Genomic DNA, 20,094 nt, shown 5'->3' with positions numbered 1-20,094 from the left:
AACCCCGGGGCATCGCCGCCGCGTTGCCCCGGCATGGTCCTCGATGACGCCACGCGCGATCCCGTCACGGCCGACCCGGCGAAGGCCGAGACGGCGGATGCTCCGCGTGACCCGCGCTTGTGGCGGCCCCGCCGTGTCCTGGTGACGCCGGCGGCCCTGGACCATGCCCAGGGCCGCGCGATGCTGGCGCGGGCCGAGGCGCTCGGTCTCCCTGTGGAGCGCCTGACGAGCAACCGCCTCACGGGCCTGCGCGACGACGATCCGCGCCGCGCCTATCGCGAGGCGAAGGCCACCCTCGCCATCGTGGTGGCGCCCCCGAGCAAGCTGCGCCTGCAGCCGATCCCGCCCAGTGCCGACTGGCGCTTCGATCTCGCGGAGGGCTGCCCGGCCCATTGCCAATATTGCTACCTCGCCGGCTCCCTCTCCGGCCCGCCGGTGACGCGGGCCTATGCCAATCTCGACGCGATCCTCGGGAACCTGCCGGCCTATCTCGGCGAGGGCAGCGTCACCTCGGCCCATGCCGGCCGTGTCGAGGAGGGCACCACCTTCGAGGCCTCGTGCTACACCGACCCCCTCGGCATCGAGCACCTGACCGGCTCGCTGTCGGCGGCGATCACGCATTTCGGCGCCTGGGACGCGGCGGTGCAATTGCGGTTCACCACGAAGTTCGCCGCCGTCGAGCCGCTCCTGGCCCTGCCCCATCGGGGTCGGACCCGCGTGCGGTTCTCCCTCAACGCCCGTGCCGCCGCGCGCTACGAGGGCGGCACCGCCAGTCTCGACGCCCGCCTGCAGGCGCTCGGCGCCATGGCGCGGGCCGGCTACCCGGTGGGGCTCACCATCGCGCCGATCATCGCCGTTCCCGATTGGCCGGACGCCTATGGAGGGCTCCTGCGGGAGGTGGCGGAGGCGCTGTCCGACGTCTCCAACCCCGACCTCACCGTGGAGCTCATCACGCACCGGTTCACACCGGGGTCGAAGGACGTCCTCCAGGGCTGGTATCCGGGCTCCGACCTGCCGATGCGGGAGGACGAGCGCAGTCGCAAGCTCACCAAGTTCGGTTCGGTGAAATACGTCTATCCCCGCGACCTCATGCGGACCATGCGGGAGACGATCACCGCCGCCGTCGCGCGCGAATTGCCCTTCGCGCGGATCCTTTACTGGACCTGAGCGGCCGGTCTTCCCGGCGAGTCAGCCTCCGAGCGCCCTGGTCTTAGTGTCGGGATCGATGAGCGGTTCGACACGCCGCTCAGGCCCTGCCTCTATCTTCCGCTCGAGATCGACGGCCGGTGCCGCGTCGAGCTACGGCAGGCGGCATGACCGGGCTTGAACGCCGCCGTCTTGTTGTCCTGACATTCGTCACGTCCACGATACGCCACTGAGGCAGTCGCAGAATGGCGGGATCGAAAACTTCAATGATGCCGATTTGGCGATAGCCCATATCTTGGTGACCGCATGAGGAGGACGTCTTGGAAACCCATTTCGAGCATTTCGGCCAAACTGACCTTGGTCAGCGCCTCATCGCCCTCATTGACACACCCGACCGTTACACTGAGTTCCGTGCGCTCTCGGAAAAAGGCCTCCCGGCTGTCACGGCGCTGGTCCCAGTCTTGTCGCCGGTCCTGATGCCGTTAGAGCGGACTGATCTGAAGCGTTTGAACGCCGCTAAGCAATTCGTTGGGCGGTATGTTGGAACGATCATGCGGAAATACGGGCATACCATTGTGCGTCCGTCAGCAAGTGTTCCTGGCAAGCTGTTTGACGTCGCTGCCGTCTGGAGTGGCGCCCCTTCATCTGATGCCGAAGAAGACACTCAGGCAGATTGATCCAAGATGAGCGGTAAAGCACTGCGCATCGCAATATATCCCGATCTGATTCAGTATGCGGTATGTCATTGCTGATATAATACTAATAAACGTCTTAATTGTGAGTAAATATGGTAATTTTGTAACTAAAAACCGCGCTACTAAGAACGATATCACCAAGATCGTCGGTGCATCCGAGCTTATGATCGATGGCGAGCCTTTCGATCGACGTAGCATCACCGCACGTCGCTGGTGCTCTTCTTTTGCTGATCTTGCAATGCAGATTGGTGGTGGTGTCACTCTCTCCGAAGCGATGATGCTCCGGCGCGCCGCGAACCTCGCCATGATGTGCGAACGAGATGAGGCGCGCGTGATGAGGGGTGATGAGGACGACGTGGTGGATGAGGAGCACTATCGCCGGAACGCCTCTGCCTCAAAGGCCGCACTGATGGGGCCCGGCATGGCATCCACGGCCCGCATCTCGACCGTGCGCTTGTTCCCACCCCGTTTGGCCGGCGGGATCCGCCCCCATTCCGCATAAGACACTTACGCCGCGTCGGGCTCGGCGCCCGCGTCGAAACGGGTCCGCGCGGCCTGGATCGTGGGCAGGTTCGCGAAGGCCCAGGAGCCGAGCGCCTGGACCGGCACCTGAAGCGAGCGGCCGAGCTCGGTGAGTTCGTAATCCACCCGGGGCGGGATCGTCGGCGTGACCGTGCGCGAGACGAGGCCGTCGCGCTCCAGGCCGCGCAGGGTGAAGGTGAGCATCCGCTGCGAGATGCCGCCGATGATCCGCTTCAATTCGTTGAAGCGCCGGGGGCCGTCCGTGAGCGTCATCACCACGAGGATGCTCCACTTGTCGCCGACCCGCGCCAGGACCGTACCGACCACCCGGCAATCGCCGGGGCGGTGAATCGGCTGTGCCTCGGTTACCTCCGTGTGTCCGGGTTCCACGAATGTGCCTCCTTGTGCGAGCGCTGCTCCGGTACTCTATAGCGCCTCGGTATCATTCTGATACCGAGGATCGAACATGAATCTTCTGCACATCGACAGCAGCATCCTGGGCGAGCATTCCGTCAGCCGCGCCGTCTCGGCCGCCATCGTCGCCCGTCTCCGCACGGGAGCGCCCGATCTCGAGGTGACCTATCGCGATCTGGCCGCCACGCCGATCCCTCATCTCTCTGGCGCCTATCTCGCGGGCCATCAGCCCAACGCCACCAACACGCCCGACATCCAGAACGACGTCGCGCTCGGCCGCGCGGTGCTGGCGGAGTTCCTGGCCGCCGACATCGTGGTGATCGGCGCACCGCTCTACAATTTCACGATCTCGACGCAGCTCAAGGCCTGGATCGACCGCATCCTCGTGGCCGGCCAGACCTTCAAATACACCGAGAGCGGCGCCGTCGGCCTGGTGCCGGAGAAACGCGTCATCGTCGCCGTGGCGCGCGGCGGCCTCTACGGTGCGGGGTCCCCTGCCGCCTCGGCGGAGCATGCCGAGACCTATCTGCGGGTCGTCCTCGGCTTCATCGGCGTGACCAACCCGGAATTCGTCATCGCCGAGGGGATCGCCCTCGGTCCGGAGGCCCGCGAGAAGGCCCTCGCCGGGGCGCTCGACGCGGCTTCCGCTCTGGCTGCCGTCTGAAGGCCTAGCGCCGGCCGAACAGCCGCTCGATATCGTGGAGCTTCAGTTCCACGAAGGTCGGGCGGCCGTGGTTGCAGGTGCCGGCGAACGGGGTGGCCTCCATCTCGCGCAAGAGGGCGTTCATCTCCTCGGGGCGCAGGCGCCGGCCGGCGCGGATCGAGCCATGGCAGCTCATGCGCGAAAGGATCGCGTCGAGGCGCCGCCCGAGGGGGCCGCCCTCGGTGCCGTCCGCACTCCCCTCCTCCAGTCCGCTCTCGTCGAGGGCGTCGAGGATGTCCTCCAGGAGATGGCGGGTGGACGAATCGGCCAGCGCCACCGGAACCTCGCGCACGAGGACGGCGCCGGTGCCGAAGGCCTCCAGAGTGAGGCCGAGACGGTCGAGGTCGGGGGCGGCCGCGATCAGGCGCTCGGCGTCCTGGGGCGCCATCTCCACCACGTCGGGGATCAGGAGGCCCTGGCGGGCGATGCCGCCGGCGGCGCGCTCGCGCTTCAGCCGCTCGTAGACGAGGCGCTCATGGGCCGCGTGCTGGTCGACGAGGACGATCCCGTCGTGGGTCTGGGCGACGATGTAGGTCTCGTGGAGCTGCGCGCGGGCGGCCCCCAGGGGATGCTCGCTGTCGGGCGGTTCGATCTCCGGCTGGCGCAGGTCGGCGCCGGGTGGTGCGAGATCGCCGGAGAACAGCGCCTGCCCTGCTTCCTCGAACCCTGTCTCCGGCCGGCCGAACGCCGCTTGCGGGGCCTCGAACAGGCCCCCGCGCGCCCCGAAGGACGATGCCGGCGCGAGGCCGGCGGGTGCGCCGAACGAGGGCAGGCCCGGCGGAAGCGGCACCCTGCCCGACCAGGCGCCACGACCCGAATGCGCCTGCATCGCCGGTCGCATCGTCGATGAGGGATGGCCCGGGCGCAGGGCATCCAGGGTGCGGGACGCGCCGGTGCTGGCATTGCGCGCTCCCACCTGCCGCAGGGTCTCGTGAATGGCGCTGACGATGAGGGCGCGCACGAGGCCCGGCTCGCGGAAGCGCACCTCCGTCTTGGCGGGATGGACGTTCACGTCGACGAGGGCGGGATCGCAGGTGATGGCGAGGCCGAGCACCGGATGACGGTCCGAACTCATCGTGTCGGCATAGGCTCCGCGCACGGCGCCCAGCAGCAGACGGTCGCGCACCGGGCGGCCGTTGACGGTGAAGTGGATCTGGTTGCCCGCGCCGCGATGGTAGCTCGGCAGGCCGATATGGCCGGACAGGGCGAAGCCCTCCCGCGCCATGTGGAGGGGGGCCGAGCTCGCGCCGAAATCCGGCCCCAGCACCGCCGTGAGCCGGCGCAAGGCCGCGTCGTCGCCGGTCTCGGCGGAAAAGACGAGGGGGCTGCCGCTCTCGGAGCGGAGGGCGAAGCGGATCCGGGGCTGCGCCACGGCGAGGCGCCGCAACCCATCGGCGATGGCCAGCGCCTCGGCGCGGTCGGATTTCAGGAATTTCAGCCGCGCCGGCGTCGCCGAGAACAGGTCCGTGACCTCGATCCGCGTGCCGCGCGGGCTCGGCGCGGGACGGACCTCGCCCTTGACGCCGGCATCCACCACCAGGGTCGATCCGCTCTCGGCCTCGGCGGTGCGGCTGGTGAGGGAGAGGCGGGCCACCGCCCCGATGGAGGGCAACGCCTCGCCGCGAAAGCCGAGGGACTCGATGCGGCTCAGGTCGCCACCGGGAAGTTTCGAGGTGGCGTGGCGCTCCACCGCGAGGGCGAGATCGTCGGCGCTCATGCCGGCGCCGTCATCCACCACGCGGATCAGCCGGCGGCCCCCCGCCTCGATCGTCACCTCGATGCTGGTGGCGCCCGCATCGATGGCGTTCTCCACCAGTTCCTTCACGGCGGAGGCCGGGCGCTCCACCACCTCGCCCGCGGCGATGCGGTCCACGAGGATCGGGTCGAGGCGGCGGACGGGGCGGAGCACGGGTGGCATTGCCCCGACCATAGGCGAGCGCGCCGCCGCCTCAAAGCGCCGCCGACGTCATCGCGGTGGGAAGGACGCGATCAACCGAAGGGAAAGGCGAGACCACGCCCCGCCTGGACCCAGGCCCCCGCGATGACACCGCAGAGGAGGCAGGCCGCCAGGGTCACGAGCACCCGTCGCCTCGGCAGGCCGAGGGCGATGAAGGAGGCGGCGGCGAGCGGCACGATCTGTTCCCCATGCATGCCGAGGAAATGCGCGATCCTCAGGTCGCCGCCCGCCCGGTTCCAGCCGAGCAGGGGCAGGCTCGCACCGGTCGGGCCGACCGCATGGCCATGGTTGGCGCTGAGGGCGATGCCGGTGGCGGCCCCGAGGATCACCGTCGTCGCGAGGCCGAAAATGACCGCCAGGCGCAGGCTCGGCTCGAGGCCGGGACGTGGCCGGACCGCCACCGCGATGGCCAGGGGAATCTTGGCAGCGAGCAGGGTGAGCGCCATGATCCCCATCAGGGCGTAGAGGGACGCGTGCAGCGGATCGCCGTCGTTGAAATGCGAGGCCTCGGCCCGCGCCGCCTGCAGGATGATGTAGGCGAGCTCGAACCCGCCCGCGATGATGAGCAGGAGCCGGCCGGTGCGCAGGGAGCGGGAGCGGCGCCGATCCGGCCGGACATAGCCGGTGAACCAGGCGAAGGTCAGGGCGTACACACCGACCGAAACGAAGAACTTCGCGGTCTTCGCCCAGACGAAGGCGCCATCGATGAGCCTCCCATCGACAAGGGGGAGTGCCAGGGTGACGGCGCCGGTCAGCAGACAGGTCAGACCGAAGGCGGTGAGGAGGGGATCGTCCGCCCGAAGCCGGGCGAGTGCCGTGGGGCGGGGAGCGTCTCCGCCGAGGGTGAAGGCGATCATGGCCGGGTCTCCATTCCGAGCCTGCCGGTGCTGAATCCGATGACGAGGGCGAGGAGCAATCCCGCCGGGCCGACCAGGAAGGTGAGGACGAGGCAGGGCAGGAGCAGCAGCGGCGAGATCCCCGCCCCGATCCCGGCGCGAGCGATCCAGGTGCCGACGAAGAGGTCGAAGGCGAGATAATGGATCCAGCCGGCGGTGAGCGCATGGTCGTTCGCGAACAGGGCGCGGACCGCCTCGATGGAGTCGAAGCCGCCCTTCGCGCCGCCTGCCAGGCCTGCCGCCAGGGCACCGAGATAGGCCACCGCCAGGAACGCCGGCAGGACGAGGCCGGTGCCGATCCAAGTGGCCCTTCGGAGCCGGGGAGCGAACAGCGCGATGGCGAGGGCGATCCAGCCCAAGAGGGCGATCGTGCTGCAGAGGGAGAACAGGCTCGCTGCGGGGATCACGTGTTGCCCGACCTTATCTTGACATCGTATAGATCGAGGATGAGCCAGCATCTTGACACTGTCAAGTCACCGCAGGGTGTCGCAGCCGCAGAGCCCTCGGCCTATCATCATGGCGATTTGAGTTCCGCCCTGATCCGGGCGACGACGGCCATCCTGCGCGAGCGCGGGATCGATGGATTTTCGCTGAGGGAGGCGGCGCGGCGCGCGGGCGTTTCGCCGGCGGCCCCGCAGCATCATTTCGGCGACGCGCGCGGGTTGCTCACCGCCGTGGCGACGGAGGGCTTTAGGATGCTGGGCGACGCGCTGGCCGCTGCCGATTCCGCCGCGACGGACCGAGACGGGCGCATCCGTGGCCAGGGCCGGGCCTATGTCGCCTTCGCCCTCGACCATCCGGCCGAGTTCGACACGATGTGGCGCTGTGCGCGGATCGATACCGGCAATGCCGCTTATGCTTCTGCGGCCGGGCGCGCCTTCGGGCTCCTGAAAGCGGCGGTGGCCGGAACCGCTTTCGAGGATGACGGGCTACCGGCGGTGTCCCATCATACCGCCCCGGACCCGAAGGCCATCGCCTGCTGGTCCCTGGTCCATGGTCTCGCCCGGCTCGTCCTCGACGGTGCGCTGGGGCCGGCCGAGGCGGCGCGTGGGGCCGTCGATGCGATGCTGGAGCCTATCCTCGACTGCCTGACGGTGTGATGCCGAGCCAGCGCGGCCTGACGCGCGCGCTCATCGCGAGACCGGTGGTGGATCCGCTCGGGATTTCGCCGAGCTGGGCCCGGCGTCAGGCGACCCCGGCCCGCAGCAGGTCGTGATAATGGACGAGGCCCACGGGGCGCTCGTTCTCGACGACGATCAACGAGGTGATCTTCATCGATTCTTGGATTTCCAGGGCCTTGGCGAGAAGGGTCTCCGGGCTCACGGTGCGCGGCCGGACGCTCATCAGCGCCTCGACGACGAGGCTGTCGAGATCGGCTCTGAACACGTTGCGGCGCAGGTCGCCGTCGGTGAGGATGCCGGCGAGGCGGCCGTCTTCTTCCACCACCACCACCGATCCGAAACCCTTGGCGTCGATCTCGGCGATGGCGGCCCGCATGCCCGTGCCGCGCCGGACGACCGGCAGCTGGTCGCCCGCATGCATCACCTCGCGGACCTGCCGGAGCGAGGCCCCCAGGCGTCCGCCGGGATGGTAGATGCCGAACTCGCGGGCTGAGAAGCCGCGGGCCTCGAGCAGGGCGATGGCGAGGGCGTCGCCCAAAGCGAGCTGCATCGCCGTGGAGGTGGTGGGCGCGAGCCCGTTGGGGCAGGCCTCGCGGGCCTTGGGCAGGGTGAGGCAGATATCGGCCTCACGCCCGAGGGTCGAGCCGGCATTCGCCGTGATGGCGATGAGGCCGACCCGATAGCGCCGCGCATAGCCGATGATGTTGGCGAGTTCCGTGGTCTCGCCCGACCATGACAGGGCGACGACGACGTCCTCCGGCTGGATCATGCCGAGATCGCCATGGCTCGCCTCGGCCGGATGGACATACAGCGCCGGCGTGCCGGTGGAGGCCATGGTCGCCGCTATCTTGCGGCCGACATGGCCCGATTTGCCCATGCCGGTGAGGATGGCCCGGCCCTTGGCGCCGGAGATCCGGGCGACGGCCTCGGAGAAGGCCGTGCCGAGCCCGTTGCCGATGGCCTCCATCAGGCAGCGCAGGCCCTCGCGCTCGGTCTCGATGGTGCGCAGGGCCGAGGCGATGGCGGGCGCATGGCCGGCATCGGGGGGCGACATCCGCTTCTCCGCTGCAGCACCGCCCATGACAATCCCCGCCTTCGCCGGCGCGCGCGGCGCCATGACGTGCCGCCTATGCAAGGCGAATGTGGTCGGATGGGGGCTTGGGCGCGTGGGACGCGGCGCACCGGTATCGGCGGCGGCGCGCCGGAGACCAGGGTATCGGGGGTGGGCGGCAGGAGTCCCAGGCTGCCCACTGGATGGAACTATACTACGCCGATGCTGAAAAATTTCCGATCGCAACAAGTGATCGTTAACCGTTCGGCTGGAATGTCAAATCCCAAGTATAGGCTGATCGTCGCGAGCCGCGGTCAGGAAGAGGTTTCCATGTCGATCCAAACTCGCTCGATTCGTGCCAAGCTCATCACGGCATTTTCCCTGCTTACTTTGTTCATCATTGGTCTGGGAGTGCTTGGGATCGTCAGTACGCAGCGCATGCGCGAACAGGCGCTCGACATCGAAAACAACTGGCTTCCGAGCGTTCGTGTCCTCGGCGAGATCGATACTCTGACGGCTCGCAACAACGGCGTCATGCTGCGTCATACGCAGGAGACCGACCCCCAGAGGCTGACGACCATCGAGGGCGACCTGGTGCGGTTCGGAAAGAGGATCGACGAGAAGAAGGTCGCCTACGAGCGGATGATCGCGTCACCGGAAGAGCGCGAGCTCTACGAGACGTTCACGCGCGAGGCCGCCAAATTCGCCGCGATCCGCCAGACCATCCTGGACATGTCCCGCAGCGGAGAGAAGGCGCAGGCCTTCTCGTTCTACGAGACCAAGGGGATCACCATCCGCCGGGGCATGTCGGACGCCCTCGAAAAGCTGGTGAGCCTGAACAATGTCGGGGCGGATCAGGCTCAGGCGCGGAGCAAGTCGGTCTTCGAACAGGCTCGGACCCTGGGCATCGCCGCCATCGTCGTCGCGGTCCTCCTCTCCGTCCTGTCCGCCTTCCTGATCATCCGCGGCGTGACCCGAGACATCGATTCCGTCGTGCGGCCGATGCAGGCCCTCGCCGCCGGCGACCTGTCGGTGACCATCCCGCACCAGAACGCCAGGACCGAGATCGGGCGCATTGCCGACGCCGTGCAGGTGTTCAAGGACGGATTGCACCGGATGAAGGCTCTGGAAGACGAGACCGTCCTGGCCCGTGCCGGCGCGGAAGCACAGCGCAAGGCCGCCATGCGGTCCATGGCCGACGGCTTCGAGTCCGCCGTGGGCGGGATCATCCAGACCGTGTCCAGTTCGGCGACGGAGTTGCAGGCCACCGCGCAGAGCATGGCCGGCACCGCGACGCAGACCGCCGCGCAATCCACCAGCGTCGCCGCTGCCGCGGAACAGGCCGCCTCGAACGTCACCACCGTGGCGGCCGCGGCCGAGGAGCTCGGCTCGTCGGTGCAGGAGATCGGCCGTCAGGTCAGCGCCTCGGCCAGCCTGGCCCATGTCGCCGTCGAGGAAACCGCGCGGACCGCGCTGCTCGTGAAGGACCTGAACAGCGCCGTGGCGAAGATCGGCGACGTGGTGACGATGATCAGCGCCATCGCGGGCCAGACCAACCTCCTGGCCCTGAACGCGACCATCGAGGCGGCCCGTGCCGGCGAGTCGGGGCGCGGTTTCGCCGTCGTCGCCGCCGAGGTGAAGGAACTCGCCAACCAGACCGCCAGGGCGACCGAGGAGATCGGCGGCCATATCGCCTCGATCCAAGGCTCCACCGATCAGGCGGTCTCGGCGATCGGCGGCATCACCACCCGCATCCAGGAGATCAGCGCCGTCGCCACCACGATCGCCGCCGCGGTGGAGGAGCAGGGCGCCGCCACGCAGGAGATCGTCCGCAACGTGTCCCAGGCCGCCGCCGGCACGGGCGAGGTCACGGTGAACATCGCGGGCGTGGCCGGTGCCGCCGAGGAAACCGGCGCTGCCGCCAGCCAGGTGCTCGGTGCGGCATCGGAGCTGTCGCGCCAGTCCGAACATCTCAACTCCGAGCTGGGCCGCTTCCTCGCCACGATCCGCGCGGCCTGACCGGGGTCGGGCTCCCGCGGAGGGAGCGCCGTCTCCCTCCGCGACAGGTCTGGTCGCCTCATGGGTTCGCCACGAGCGTCACGTGGCGATTGCCCTCCGGTGTCGCCCATTTCGACTCGGATCGGAGGGCGACGGCGCGGCGCCGGATGCCCCTAGGTCGACTGGCGAAATCCTCCCCCGGCGCGGTATGCCTTTCGGATGCAGCGCGTCATCGTCATGGGGTCGCCCGGAAGCGGGAAATCGACACTGGCGCGGCGTCTCGGCGCCGCGCATGACCTGCCCGTCTTCCATCTCGACCAGGCCTATTTTCGTCCCGGCTGGGAGCCCGCGCCGGCCACCGAGTTCCGTACCGAAGTCGAGCGCCTCGCGGCCCTCCCCCGCTGGATCATCGACGGGAACTACACGGACCTCATCGGGCCGCGCTTCGAGGCGGCGGATACCCTGGTCTATCTCGATCTCCCGGCCTGGCTGACGATGGCGCGCGTGATCCGGCGCCTGGCGGCGAGCTATGGCCGGGTCCGACCGGACGCGGCGCGGGGATGCCCGGAACGGCTCGACGCCGAGTTCCTGCGTTACGTGTGGACCTGGAACCGCAAGAGGCGAGCCCGGAACCTCGCCCTGATCGAGAGGTTTCCCGGCAAGGTCGTCATCCTGGCGAGCCGGGCGGAGCAGCGGCGGTTCGGAGGTGCGTGACCCTTCTCCGATCGGCGCTCGCGTGGTCGGGGGCGGCTGTCATCGCCGGCCTGCCCTCGTTAGAATCCCGGCCGCCCTCGCAGGAACCCGCGCCCGCCCATGCCATCACCCCGCACCGCCGCGAAGCACGCCGAACTCGGCCCCGATTTCTACGACGTCGTCGCCGCCGCCGACTTCCCGAAGACGATCCTGCGCTACCGGAACCGGCCCTGGTCGGCGCGGGTGGGGCTCGACGACCTTTCCGACGAATCGTGGGTGGCGCGTTTCGGCCGGTTCCAGCCCCTCGCCGGCAGCCTGCCCCAGCCTTTGGCGCTGCGCTATCACGGCCACCAGTTCCGCTCTTACAACGCCGATCTCGGCGATGGGCGCGGCTTCCTGTTCGCCCAGCTTCACGACCTCGCTGACGGTCGCCTCCTCGATCTCGCCACCAAGGGCAGCGGCACCACGCCGTGGTCGCGCACGGCAGATGGCCGCCTCACCCTGAAGGGAGGCATGCGCGAGATCCTCGCCACCTCCATGCTCGAGGCCCTGGGCGTCGACACCTCGAAGACCTTCAGCCTCATCGAGACCGGCGAGGAACTGGAGCGGGGCGACGAGCCCTCCCCCACCCGGTCCAGCGTTCTGGTGCGCCTCAGCCATTCCCATATCCGCATCGGCAGCTTTCAGCGCCTGCTGGCGCTGGACGAGCCGCACAACATCGAGAAGCTCCTCGATCATGCGGTGCGCACCTACCTGCCGGAGGCCTGGCGCGACGAGACCGCCCCCCGTGCCGTCGCCTTCCTGGAGGAGGTCTGTCGCAGGGTCGCCCGCACGGGGGCCCAGTGGATGGCGGCGGGCTTCGTCCACGGGGTGCTCAACACCGACAACATCAACATCACGGGCGAAAGCTTCGATTACGGTCCGTGGCGCTTCACGCCGACCAGCGACCCGGGCTTCACCGCCGCCTATTTCGACGTCCATGGCCTCTACAGTTTTGGCCGCCAGCCCGAGGCGCTGTTCTGGAATCTCAGCCGGCTCGCCGAATGCCTGATGCCGCTCGCCGACCGCGACGCCCTCGAAGGCGCGCTGAAGGTCTTCGGGACGAGCCTTCAGGATGCCTTCGCCGAGGCGCTCCTGGCCCGGCTGGGCCTGGCAAAGCCGGCGGACGAGGCGGATTTGCACCGGTTCGTCGCCGCCTTCTGGGGCTTCCTGGCGAAGAGCCGGGCGCCGTTCGAGCAGACGTTCTTCGATTGGTATGGCGGCCTCGCTAGCACCGACCGCGCTGCGGCGAGCCCCTCCTCCGCTTTCTACGAGCGCGAGGATTTCGCCCCCGTCCGGGCCAGCCTCGCTTCCCTGTCCCCGGTGGAGGGAATCCGGCTCGATCACCCGTATTTTGCGCGGCGCGAGCCCTGCACGATGCTGATCGAGGAGGTCGAGGCCCTGTGGGATCCCATTGCCGAGCGGGACGATTGGTCGGCGCTCCATGCCAAGCTCGATGCCATCGCCCAGATGGCGGAGGCCTATGGCACGGCGCCTGCTCCCCTCGCCTGAACGACGCCCTGTTTCGGACACATGGCTGCGTAGGTTCGGGCGATGGCGGCGGTCGACGTCCGCCAGGACGACACGATGACGGATATTCGGATCACGGCGGGCTCCTTCGGCGAGGGAGTGGCCACCTACGACAACGGCGTGTTCCGCTTTCCCAACGGCGATCTCCGTGGCGTGGAGGATCTCTCCGATCTCGGCCTGCCGGCCGAACCGGCGACGGAGCCGCATTGGAGCGGCGACATCGTGCGCGGTCTCCAGGGGGCGCTGGCCACCTCGACGAAGGGATTGCCGTCGCCCTTCGGTTTTGCGGCCTCCTTTGTCGGGCTCGGACTCGACGTGCTCGAATCCTCGGCCACGACCACCGCGACCCTGCCGATCACGTTCAGTGACGGCGCCGGCGCGACGATGGCCGCCGACAACGCGATGACGGCGCTCATTCTGCGCGACCGCGAGGTGGTGCGCCTCGCACTCGAACGGAGGGCTCCCCCCCCGGTGGTCGAGTCTGCACCGGCGCCCGAGCCGGCACCGATGAGCCCGGCATCGGATCCGGCCGACCCGACCCTGACCTCGATGTTCCAGTACGAGAAGCGCAAGGGTCGCCTGCGCCGCGTCGTGACCGAGACGACGCCTCAGGAGACGTGAACAGGCGCGGCCTATCCGCACGTCGCTGGGACGCACACTCTCCTGCGCGGTTTCCGCGAGAGGGGCAGGCCAGGGCTCTCCGCGCCTATCCGTCGATGACGCTCACATGCGCGGCGACGACCTTCCAGCCGTCGGGAAAACGGATCCAGGTCTGGCTCTGCCGGCCCACCTTGCCGGGCGATCCCTCGCGGCGGAACAGGGTCATCGCCACGGCCGTATCCCGCCCATAGGCGGTGATCACCGTATCGGACAGGGTCCGCTCCAGCCCGGCCGGCGAGCGCGCGCGACGGAAGGCACGGATCGCGTCCATGCCGTAGAGGTTCTCAGCCCCGCCGTAGCGGATGGTCCGGGGATCGTCGTGGAACAGGGCTTCCAGGGTCGCCACGTCGTTGCCGGTCAGCGCCTTTTCATAGGCCGCGAAAGCGGCCTCGACTTCCGCGAGCACGTCTGGCGCATCGATCTCCATCGGCTCGCTCACAGGTTCGCATGCGGCGCGGAGACCACGCCGTTCCTCTCCAGGTGGCGCGCGACCCGGAGCGCCAGATCCTCGCGCCACGGAGCGGCGATGACCTGGACACCGAGGGGCAGGCCGTCATCGACCCGCACGGGCACCGCCACCACGGGCAGGCCGATGAACGAGATCGGCTGCGTGAAGACGCCGATATTCGCCCGCACCGGCAGGGTCACCCCGTCGAGCTCGAAGGTGACCTGACCCGATTTCGGAGCCCGGCACGGGGTCGAGGGGGCCAGGATGATGTCGACCTCGCGGAAGAGGTCGAGCATCGCCGCCCGGTACCAGCGGCGGAAGCGCTGGGCACGCTCGACGAAGGGAGCCGGAATCATCGCCCCCGCGATGAGCCGGTCGCGCACGGCCGGGTCGAACTCGGCGGCGCGCGTGCGCAATCGGTCGAGATGGAGGGCGGCGCCCTCGGCGGCGGTGATGAGGTAGGCGGCGGCCCTCGCCCGCGCGGCTTCGGGGATCTCCACCCGGCGCTTGGCGCCCAGGGAGGCGGCGAGGGTTTCCACCGCCGCGAAGGCCTCGTGATCGCCGCCACGCGCGAAGTATCCGCCCGCCACGGCGATCCGCAGGTCGCCGATGCCGTCACCGAGGCCCGGCATGGCGTGATCGGGCGCGCGGGTGGTCGCCACCGGGTCGTCCGGATCGGGTCCCTGCATGGCATCGTAGGACAAAGCGAGGTCGGTGACGCTGCGTGCCATCGGCCCGAGATGGTCGAGGCTGCCGACGAAGGGGAAGCTCCCCGCCCGCGTCAGCCTTCCATAGGTGGGCTTCAGGCCGAAGCAGCCGCAGAAGGCGGACGGGACGCGGATCGAACCGTTGGTGTCCGAGCCGAGGGCCAGGGGGACGAGGCCCGCGCCGATGGCGCCGCCCGAGCCACCGGACGATCCGCCGGACATGTGCCCGAGATCGTGCGGGTTGCGGGTGGCGCCGTCATGGACGTTCTCGCCCGTGAAATCATAGGCATACTCGCCCATGTTGAGGCCGCCCACGAGGATCGCCCCGGCGGCTTCGAGCCGTCGCACCAGGGCGCCGTCCCGTTCGGCGGGGGCGAGATCGCGGTTGATTTTCGAGCCCGCCCGTGTCGGCAGGCCCGCGATGTCGATGAGGTTCTTCACCGCGAAGGGCACGCCCGCCAGCGGCCCGAGCGCGTCCCCACGGTTCCGTGCCGCATCGACGGCGTCGGCTCGCGTCAGAGCGCGGTCGGCCAGCACGTCGGTGAAGGCGTTGACCGCCGTGTCCACCCGCGCGATGCGCGCGAGCACGGCCTCGACCACCAGGCGGGCGCTGATCGCCCCATCCCTGACGGACCCGGCGATGTCGGCCGCGTGCATCGTGCTCGGATCGGTCATACCGCCGCTCACGCCGCGAAGACCGGAGCCGGCTCCGCCTCGTCTGGCAGGGGAAACCCCGCGACGAGGCCGGCGGCGCCCTGAAGCACGGTGAGGTTCGCGCCCACCGCCGCGACCCAGGCGGGATCGAGGGGAATGCCGAGGAGGGCGGAGGCGGCGTCGATATAGGCATCGAGCCCACCCGATACGGGCTCGGTCTTCGGCATCTCGGCCATGGCTTCCTCCTCAAACCCCGATCCGGCGGAACCGTCGCATCCCGGGGAGCAAGGGTCGGGCCGGACTATGTGACGATCTCACGGAAGCACCCTGTGCGTCATGGCCGTCTTTAGGAGGTTGAGCGTCTTTCCCCATCCGCCGTCCTGAGATCGTGAGAGCGGGCGAAACGGGTCAGTCGGACCCGACGGCATCCGATCCTCACCATCGTTTCGGATGACGTCGAACTCTGTCCTTGTCTTATATGCAATTTGCATCTAACTAAGATGCAGAACGCATATAAGGCTCGCCCGTGACCGAAACCGAATTCCTGGCCGAGTACGATCCCACCGCCTACGAGCGCCCTGCCCTCGCCGTCGATCTCGTCCTGCTGGGCCTGCGCGAGGGCCGCCCGGCGGCGCTGCTGCTGAAACGCGAACAGCATCCGCATGCGGGTCGCTGGGCGCTGCCCGGCGGCTTCGTGGGGATCGACCAGACCCTCGATGCGGCCGCTCTCCATGTCCTGCATGAGAAGGCGGGGATAACCGGGGTGCATCTGGAGCAGCTCTACACGTTCGGCGCGCTCGCCCGCGATCCGCGCATGCGGATCGTCAGCGTGGCCTATCTCGCCCTCCTGCCGGAGGCGGCCCTCGCCGAGGCTTTGGAGCGCGCACCCTCCCTCGTGGCGGCCGGGATCGAGGTGCCCTGGTCGGGCGAGGCGGGCGGAGACGTGGTGGCACTGTCGCCCAAGGGTGAGGTTCTGCCCCTCGCCTTCGACCATGCCGACATCCTGGCGATGGCCATGCTGCGCCTGCGCGGAAAGCTCGATTATTCGGATGTGGGCTTTGCCCTCCTGCCCGAGCATTTCACCCTGCGACAGCTGCAGGACGTGCACGAGGCGGTTCTCGGCACCACGCTCAACAAGCCGGCCTTCCGACGCCGGATGCTCGACCGGGGCTGGCTGGCGCCGACCGGATCGCGCGAGGCCGGAACGTCGTTCCGCCCCGCCGAACTCTACCGATTTCAACCGTCCCGCTGACCCGACAGGAGGTTTCCATGGCATCGATCCGCAACATCGGCCTGGTCGCGCAATTGCGGAGCGAGGCGAGCAGCCACGTCATCCGCTATCGCCGGGGCCGCATCCGCCAGAGCGGCCGGGGCCTCGTCTTCTGGTTCCGCCCGGAGACGTCGAGCATCGCCGAGATGCCCATGGACGACCGCGAGATGACGCTGTTCGTCCGTGGCCGCAGCCAGGATTTCCAGGCCGTCGCCGTGCAGGGGACGATCGGCTGGCACGTGATCGATCCGGAACGTCTGGCCAGCCGCATCGATTTCTCCATCGACCTTCGCACCGGTAAGCTCCAGGGCGAGCCGATCGAAAAGATCGAGGCGCGCATGGCCGGCATCGCCAGTCAGGCCGTGCTGCAATATCTCGGCGGCAAGCCGGTGCGCACCATCCTCGATGCCGGCCCCGAGCCCCTGCGCGGGGGGCTGGAGGCCGTCTTGGCGGCGGACCAGTCCCTGGCCGAGATCGGCGTCGCCGCCGTGTCGGTGCGGCTCACCAACCTCGCACCCACGAGCGAACTCGAACGCGCCTTGCAGACCCCGACCTTCGAGGCGCTGCAGCAGAAGGCCGACGAGGCGACCTTCTCCCGCCGCGCCCTCGCCGTGGAGAAGGAGCGTGCCATCGCCGAGAACGAGCTCGCCACGCGCACGGAACTGGCGCGCCGGGAGAAGCTCCTCATTTCCGAGGAGGCGGAGAACGCGCGAAACCGGGCCGCCGGTCTGGCCGAGGCGCAGGGCGTCGAGGCGACGGCGGAAGCGGAGCGCATCCGCCTCGTCGAGGGAGCCAAGGTCCAGGCCGAGGCGCAGCGCGTCGCGATCTACCGCGACCTGCCGCCCGCGATCCTGCTCGGCCTCGCCGCGCAGGAACTGGCGGGCAAGCTCGACACGATCGAGCATGTCAGCGTGACGCCCGATCTCCTCGCCGCCGTGATGGGTGAGTTCCACAAGGCCCGTCCGATGGTGGGGGCGCGCTAAGCAGGTTCGCGTCGGCAAGCCACCGCTTCACCTCGCTTAGATCTTTGAAATGTCGCAGGTTTTAAGACACAAAACCGGTGACCACTTTTGTGAAACCTGCTCAGCATGGCCGCCCTCACCCACCGCGCCGTCTTCGTCATCCGCGAGACCGATTACGAGGCCCTGATCGCTCGGCACGCCACGAGCGGGCAGGCGCGCTTCTTCCTCGAGAGCCGCGGGCAGAAACTCGAGGATGTGGTCGAGCGGCACGAACGGTTCCACGCCGTACTCTCCCGGGCACGGGCCTCGGTACCGGGGGAGTGGCGCCAGGCCCTGGTGGGGCGCGCCGACCTCGACCGTTTCCTGTTCGCCGCGGACGACGTCGTCGTCGCGGTGGGCCAGGACGGGCTTGTCGCCAATGTCGCGAAGTATCTCGGCGCGCAGCCCGTGATCGGCGTCAACCCGGCGCCCGACCTCTATGACGGGATCCTCGTCCGGGTCGCCGTCGAGCGGCTCGGGCAGGTGCTCACCGCGAGCGTCAACGGCGCGGCGCAGGTGGAGCGGCGCACCATGGTCAAGGCCGTGCTCGACCATGGCGAGACGCTGTTCGCACTGAACGAGATCTTCGTCGGGCACCGCAGCCACCAATCCGCGCGCTACCGGGTCGAAGCGGCGGGCGAGGCCGAGGATCAATCCTCCAGCGGGCTCATCGTCGCGTCCGGTACGGGGGTGACCGGCTGGGCGCGGTCCATCGCCGAGGCGACGCATCTCGCCGTCCCCCTCGGCACGGAGGAGGCGGCGGTGGGCTACTGGGTGCGCGAGCCGTTCCCGAGCGTCGCCAGCGGCACGCGGCTGCGCGCGGGCAAGCTGACCGATGCCGGGCTTCTCGTGACCTCGCGCATGAACGATGGCGGCGTCGTCTTCGCCGACGGCATCGAGCAGGATTTCCTGGCCTTCGAATGGGGCCGCCAGGTCAGAATCTCGCCGGCGGATCGCACGCTCAATCTCGCCATCGGCTAGGCGTCGCCGGGATGTTTCGGCGGAGCGAGAGTGCGCAAAGAAAAACCCGCTAAGTCAGAGACTTAGCGGGTCGAATTCTTGGTAGCGAGGGAGAGATTTGAACTCCCGACACAAGGATTATGATTCCTCTGCTCTAACCAACTGAGCTACCCCGCCATAACAAAGGAACCCGCGCGGTGCGGGCGCCCCTGAAGAGATCGGCGGTATAAAGAAATCCGCCTTCGGGTGTCAACGGGGAGTTTGCGACTTGGCCACTCCCAGGCGCGGTTTTGTCAGAGGCGGGTGCCCAGGATCTCGGCCACCTGCGGGATGTCCTTGTCGCCACGGCCCGAGAGATTGAGCACCATCAGATGCTCGGCGGGCTTCGTCGGCGCGATCTCGAACACCTTGGCGAGGGCATGGGCCGGCTCGAGGGCCGGGATGATCCCCTCCAGCATCGAGCACAGCTTGAACGCCTCCAGCGTCTCGGAATCCGTTGCCGAGAGGTAGGTGACGCGCTTGGCCTCGTGCAGCCAGGCGTGTTCGGGGCCGATGCCGGGATAGTCGAGGCCGGCCGAGATCGAGTGGGCGTCGGCGATCTGACCGTCTTCGTTCTGCAGCAGGTAGGTCCGGTTGCCGTGGAGCACGCCCGGCTTTCCGCCGGACAGGGAGGCGGCGTGCAGGCCCGAGGCAATGCCATGGCCGGCGGCCTCGACCCCGTAGATCTCCACCTCGCGGTCGTCGAGGAACGGGTGGAACAGGCCCATGGCGTTGGAGCCGCCGCCGATGCAGGCGACGAGCGAGTCGGGCAGGCGCCCTTCCATCTCCAGCATCTGCTCCCTGGTCTCGCGACCGATGATCGATTGGAAATCGCGCACCATCGCCGGATACGGGTGCGGTCCGGCCACCGTGCCGATGCAGTAGAACGTGTCGGCGACGTTGGTGACCCAGTCGCGCAGCGCCTCGTTCATGGCGTCCTTGAGGGTCTTGGTGCCGGATTCCACCGGGATCACCTCGGCGCCGAGCATCTTCATGCGGAAGACGTTGGGCGCCTGGCGCGCCACGTCGACGGCGCCCATGTAGACGACGCATTTCAGGCCGAACCGGGCGCAGAGGGTGGCGGTGGCGACCCCGTGCTGACCGGCGCCGGTCTCGGCGATGATCCGCGGCTTGCCCATGCGGCGGGCCAGCATGATCTGGCCGAGCACGTTGTTCACCTTGTGCGAGCCGGTGTGGTTCAGTTCCTCGCGCTTGAAGAAGACCTTGGCGCCATGGCCCGGAGCCGACTTCGTCCGTAAGTGCTCGGTGATTCGCTCGGCGTAGTAGAGCGGGCTCGGGCGGCCGACGTAATGGGTCAGGTGGCCGTTCATCTCCTCCTGATAGGATGGATCGGCCTTGGCCTCCATATAGGCCTTCTCGAGATCGAGGATGAGCGGCATCAGCGTCTCGGCGACGAAGCGACCGCCGAAGATGCCGAAGCGGCCGCGCTCGTCCGGTCCGTTGCGGAACGAGTTCGGAGAGGGGGCGATGGTCACGGTTGTCGTCCTTCGCGTCTTCGGCCGGCGAGTCTCCGCCGGGCCTGTGCGTTCGGTATTGGGTTGCGCCAATGCCTAGACCCGCGTGGGGGGC

At 68.7% G+C, this 20,094-nt stretch carries 21 protein-coding genes and 1 tRNA gene; 12 read left to right on the top strand and 10 right to left on the bottom strand.

Translation table 11 applies throughout. From position 1 onward, the window contains the following. Positions 1-33: 33 nt before the first annotated feature. The 3 genes from A3OM_RS0107825 to A3OM_RS25765 all read left to right on the top strand — a co-directional run bounded on the left by A3OM_RS0107825 (position 34) and on the right by A3OM_RS25765 (position 2,343). Positions 34-1,167 (top strand): spore photoproduct lyase family protein, encoded by a 1,134-nt coding sequence (locus A3OM_RS0107825; protein WP_018043183.1) that lies wholly within the window; start codon positions 34-36, stop codon positions 1,165-1,167. Between the two features lie 299 nt (positions 1,168-1,466). Then, on the top strand, positions 1,467-1,823 hold the full coding sequence (locus A3OM_RS23645; protein ID WP_026175826.1) for a hypothetical protein: 357 nt from the start codon (positions 1,467-1,469) through the stop codon (positions 1,821-1,823). 55 nt (positions 1,824-1,878) lie between these two features. After that, a complete protein-coding gene (locus A3OM_RS25765; protein WP_157196457.1) occupies positions 1,879-2,343 on the top strand; it encodes a hypothetical protein in 465 nt (154 codons plus the stop codon). A 5-nt stretch (positions 2,344-2,348) separates the two neighbouring features. Here the strand turns inward: A3OM_RS25765 and A3OM_RS0107810 are convergent, their stop codons facing one another. Next, positions 2,349-2,753 carry a helix-turn-helix domain-containing protein gene (locus A3OM_RS0107810; RefSeq protein ID WP_026175825.1) on the bottom strand — a complete coding sequence of 135 codons (405 nt, stop codon included), beginning with the start codon at positions 2,751-2,753 and terminating at the stop codon, positions 2,349-2,351. A gap of 76 nt (positions 2,754-2,829) precedes the next feature. Between A3OM_RS0107810 and A3OM_RS0107805 the strand changes: the two genes are divergently transcribed. Further along, positions 2,830-3,441: an NAD(P)H-dependent oxidoreductase gene (locus tag A3OM_RS0107805; RefSeq protein ID WP_018043180.1), complete on the top strand. Its 612-nt coding sequence runs from the start codon at positions 2,830-2,832 to the stop codon at positions 3,439-3,441. A gap of 4 nt (positions 3,442-3,445) precedes the next feature. On the opposite strand, the gene mutL is transcribed toward A3OM_RS0107805, so the two are convergent. From mutL to A3OM_RS0107790, 3 genes are all read right to left on the bottom strand, one after another. After that, positions 3,446-5,398, bottom strand: a complete 1,953-nt coding sequence (gene mutL, locus A3OM_RS0107800) for a DNA mismatch repair endonuclease MutL (RefSeq protein WP_018043179.1) — start codon at positions 5,396-5,398, stop codon at positions 3,446-3,448. Between the two features lie 71 nt (positions 5,399-5,469). Next, positions 5,470-6,294, bottom strand: coding sequence for a hypothetical protein (locus A3OM_RS0107795; RefSeq protein WP_018043178.1), 825 nt, complete (start codon positions 6,292-6,294; stop codon positions 5,470-5,472). Continuing rightward, positions 6,291-6,740, bottom strand: a complete 450-nt coding sequence (locus A3OM_RS0107790) for an abscisic acid-deficient protein Aba4 family protein (RefSeq protein WP_018043177.1) — start codon at positions 6,738-6,740, stop codon at positions 6,291-6,293. Before A3OM_RS0107790 ends, A3OM_RS0107795 begins: the two co-directional genes overlap by 4 nt. Before the next feature lie 39 nt (positions 6,741-6,779). Between A3OM_RS0107790 and A3OM_RS0107785 the strand changes: the two genes are divergently transcribed. Then, positions 6,780-7,433 (top strand): TetR/AcrR family transcriptional regulator, encoded by a 654-nt coding sequence (locus tag A3OM_RS0107785; RefSeq protein ID WP_018043176.1) that lies wholly within the window; start codon positions 6,780-6,782, stop codon positions 7,431-7,433. 85 nt (positions 7,434-7,518) lie between these two features. Here A3OM_RS0107785 and A3OM_RS0107780 read toward each other — a convergent pair whose 3' ends face one another. After that, positions 7,519-8,508, bottom strand: a complete 990-nt coding sequence (locus tag A3OM_RS0107780; protein WP_018043175.1) for a KpsF/GutQ family sugar-phosphate isomerase — start codon at positions 8,506-8,508, stop codon at positions 7,519-7,521. Positions 8,509-8,835: 327 nt separating this feature from the next. On the opposite strand from A3OM_RS0107780, the gene A3OM_RS0107775 reads away from it, so the two are divergent. The 4 genes from A3OM_RS0107775 to A3OM_RS0107760 all read left to right on the top strand — a co-directional run bounded on the left by A3OM_RS0107775 (position 8,836) and on the right by A3OM_RS0107760 (position 13,386). Continuing rightward, positions 8,836-10,524, top strand: coding sequence for a methyl-accepting chemotaxis protein (locus A3OM_RS0107775; RefSeq protein ID WP_026175824.1), 1,689 nt, complete (start codon positions 8,836-8,838; stop codon positions 10,522-10,524). A gap of 198 nt (positions 10,525-10,722) precedes the next feature. Continuing rightward, a complete protein-coding gene (locus A3OM_RS0107770; protein ID WP_018043173.1) occupies positions 10,723-11,217 on the top strand; it encodes a hypothetical protein in 495 nt (164 codons plus the stop codon). A 99-nt stretch (positions 11,218-11,316) separates the two neighbouring features. Beyond that, entirely contained in the window at positions 11,317-12,747 is a 1,431-nt protein-coding gene (locus tag A3OM_RS0107765; RefSeq protein ID WP_018043172.1) for a protein adenylyltransferase SelO, read from the top strand. 42 nt (positions 12,748-12,789) lie between these two features. Continuing rightward, positions 12,790-13,386 (top strand): hypothetical protein, encoded by a 597-nt coding sequence (locus A3OM_RS0107760; protein WP_018043171.1) that lies wholly within the window; start codon positions 12,790-12,792, stop codon positions 13,384-13,386. An 85-nt stretch (positions 13,387-13,471) separates the two neighbouring features. On the opposite strand, the gene hpxZ is transcribed toward A3OM_RS0107760, so the two are convergent. Genes hpxZ through A3OM_RS0107745 form a run of 3 tightly spaced genes read right to left on the bottom strand, consistent with a single transcriptional unit; the run spans position 13,472 to position 15,461 of the window. Next, positions 13,472-13,852 carry an oxalurate catabolism protein HpxZ gene (gene hpxZ, locus A3OM_RS0107755; RefSeq protein ID WP_018043170.1) on the bottom strand — a complete coding sequence of 127 codons (381 nt, stop codon included), beginning with the start codon at positions 13,850-13,852 and terminating at the stop codon, positions 13,472-13,474. 8 nt (positions 13,853-13,860) lie between these two features. Continuing rightward, complete coding sequence (locus A3OM_RS0107750) at positions 13,861-15,255, bottom strand: AtzE family amidohydrolase (protein ID WP_018043169.1); 1,395 nt, start codon at positions 15,253-15,255, stop codon at positions 13,861-13,863. A gap of 8 nt (positions 15,256-15,263) precedes the next feature. After that, positions 15,264-15,461, bottom strand: a complete 198-nt coding sequence (locus A3OM_RS0107745; protein ID WP_156465785.1) for a DUF4089 domain-containing protein — start codon at positions 15,459-15,461, stop codon at positions 15,264-15,266. A gap of 299 nt (positions 15,462-15,760) precedes the next feature. On the opposite strand from A3OM_RS0107745, the gene A3OM_RS0107740 reads away from it, so the two are divergent. The 3 genes from A3OM_RS0107740 to A3OM_RS0107730 all read left to right on the top strand — a co-directional run bounded on the left by A3OM_RS0107740 (position 15,761) and on the right by A3OM_RS0107730 (position 18,486). Further along, positions 15,761-16,486 (top strand): NUDIX domain-containing protein, encoded by a 726-nt coding sequence (locus A3OM_RS0107740; protein WP_018043167.1) that lies wholly within the window; start codon positions 15,761-15,763, stop codon positions 16,484-16,486. 17 nt (positions 16,487-16,503) lie between these two features. Then, positions 16,504-17,487: an SPFH domain-containing protein gene (locus tag A3OM_RS0107735; RefSeq protein WP_018043166.1), complete on the top strand. Its 984-nt coding sequence runs from the start codon at positions 16,504-16,506 to the stop codon at positions 17,485-17,487. A gap of 105 nt (positions 17,488-17,592) precedes the next feature. After that, the gene (locus tag A3OM_RS0107730; RefSeq protein ID WP_018043165.1) at positions 17,593-18,486 is read left to right on the top strand and encodes an NAD(+)/NADH kinase; all 894 of its coding nucleotides are present in this window, start codon (positions 17,593-17,595) and stop codon (positions 18,484-18,486) included. Between the two features lie 79 nt (positions 18,487-18,565). Here the strand turns inward: A3OM_RS0107730 and A3OM_RS0107725 are convergent. Next, positions 18,566-18,642 (bottom strand) — tRNA-Met (locus A3OM_RS0107725). A gap of 116 nt (positions 18,643-18,758) precedes the next feature. Then, the gene (trpB, locus tag A3OM_RS0107720) at positions 18,759-20,000 is read right to left on the bottom strand and encodes a tryptophan synthase subunit beta (RefSeq protein WP_018043164.1); all 1,242 of its coding nucleotides are present in this window, start codon (positions 19,998-20,000) and stop codon (positions 18,759-18,761) included. Between the last annotated feature and the right edge of the window lie 94 nt (positions 20,001-20,094).

The sequence above is a fragment of the Methylobacterium sp. 88A genome (genome assembly GCF_000376345.1).
Taxonomy (GTDB): Bacteria; Pseudomonadota; Alphaproteobacteria; order Rhizobiales; family Beijerinckiaceae; genus Methylobacterium; species Methylobacterium bullatum.
The sequence above is the reverse complement of the archived record's forward strand: the minus strand, read 5'-3'. Positions and strand labels throughout refer to the sequence as shown.

Coding starts and splice junctions, on each gene's coding strand:
- A3OM_RS0107825 (WP_018043183.1), top strand. CDS start 34: ATGGTCCTCGATGACGCCACGCGCGATCCCGTCACGGCCGACCCGGCG.
- A3OM_RS25765 (WP_157196457.1), top strand. CDS start 1,879: ATGCGGTATGTCATTGCTGATATAATACTAATAAACGTCTTAATTGTG.
- A3OM_RS0107805 (WP_018043180.1), top strand. CDS start 2,830: ATGAATCTTCTGCACATCGACAGCAGCATCCTGGGCGAGCATTCCGTC.
- mutL (WP_018043179.1), bottom strand. CDS start 5,398: ATGCCACCCGTGCTCCGCCCCGTCCGCCGCCTCGACCCGATCCTCGTG.
- A3OM_RS0107795 (WP_018043178.1), bottom strand. CDS start 6,294: ATGATCGCCTTCACCCTCGGCGGAGACGCTCCCCGCCCCACGGCACTC.
- A3OM_RS0107785 (WP_018043176.1), top strand. CDS start 6,780: ATGAGCCAGCATCTTGACACTGTCAAGTCACCGCAGGGTGTCGCAGCC.
- A3OM_RS0107780 (WP_018043175.1), bottom strand. CDS start 8,508: ATGTCGCCCCCCGATGCCGGCCATGCGCCCGCCATCGCCTCGGCCCTG.
- A3OM_RS0107775 (WP_026175824.1), top strand. CDS start 8,836: ATGTCGATCCAAACTCGCTCGATTCGTGCCAAGCTCATCACGGCATTT.
- A3OM_RS0107770 (WP_018043173.1), top strand. CDS start 10,723: ATGCAGCGCGTCATCGTCATGGGGTCGCCCGGAAGCGGGAAATCGACA.
- A3OM_RS0107765 (WP_018043172.1), top strand. CDS start 11,317: ATGCCATCACCCCGCACCGCCGCGAAGCACGCCGAACTCGGCCCCGAT.
- A3OM_RS0107760 (WP_018043171.1), top strand. CDS start 12,790: ATGGCGGCGGTCGACGTCCGCCAGGACGACACGATGACGGATATTCGG.
- hpxZ (WP_018043170.1), bottom strand. CDS start 13,852: ATGGAGATCGATGCGCCAGACGTGCTCGCGGAAGTCGAGGCCGCTTTC.
- A3OM_RS0107750 (WP_018043169.1), bottom strand. CDS start 15,255: ATGACCGATCCGAGCACGATGCACGCGGCCGACATCGCCGGGTCCGTC.
- A3OM_RS0107745 (WP_156465785.1), bottom strand. CDS start 15,461: ATGCCGAAGACCGAGCCCGTATCGGGTGGGCTCGATGCCTATATCGAC.
- A3OM_RS0107735 (WP_018043166.1), top strand. CDS start 16,504: ATGGCATCGATCCGCAACATCGGCCTGGTCGCGCAATTGCGGAGCGAG.
- A3OM_RS0107730 (WP_018043165.1), top strand. CDS start 17,593: ATGGCCGCCCTCACCCACCGCGCCGTCTTCGTCATCCGCGAGACCGAT.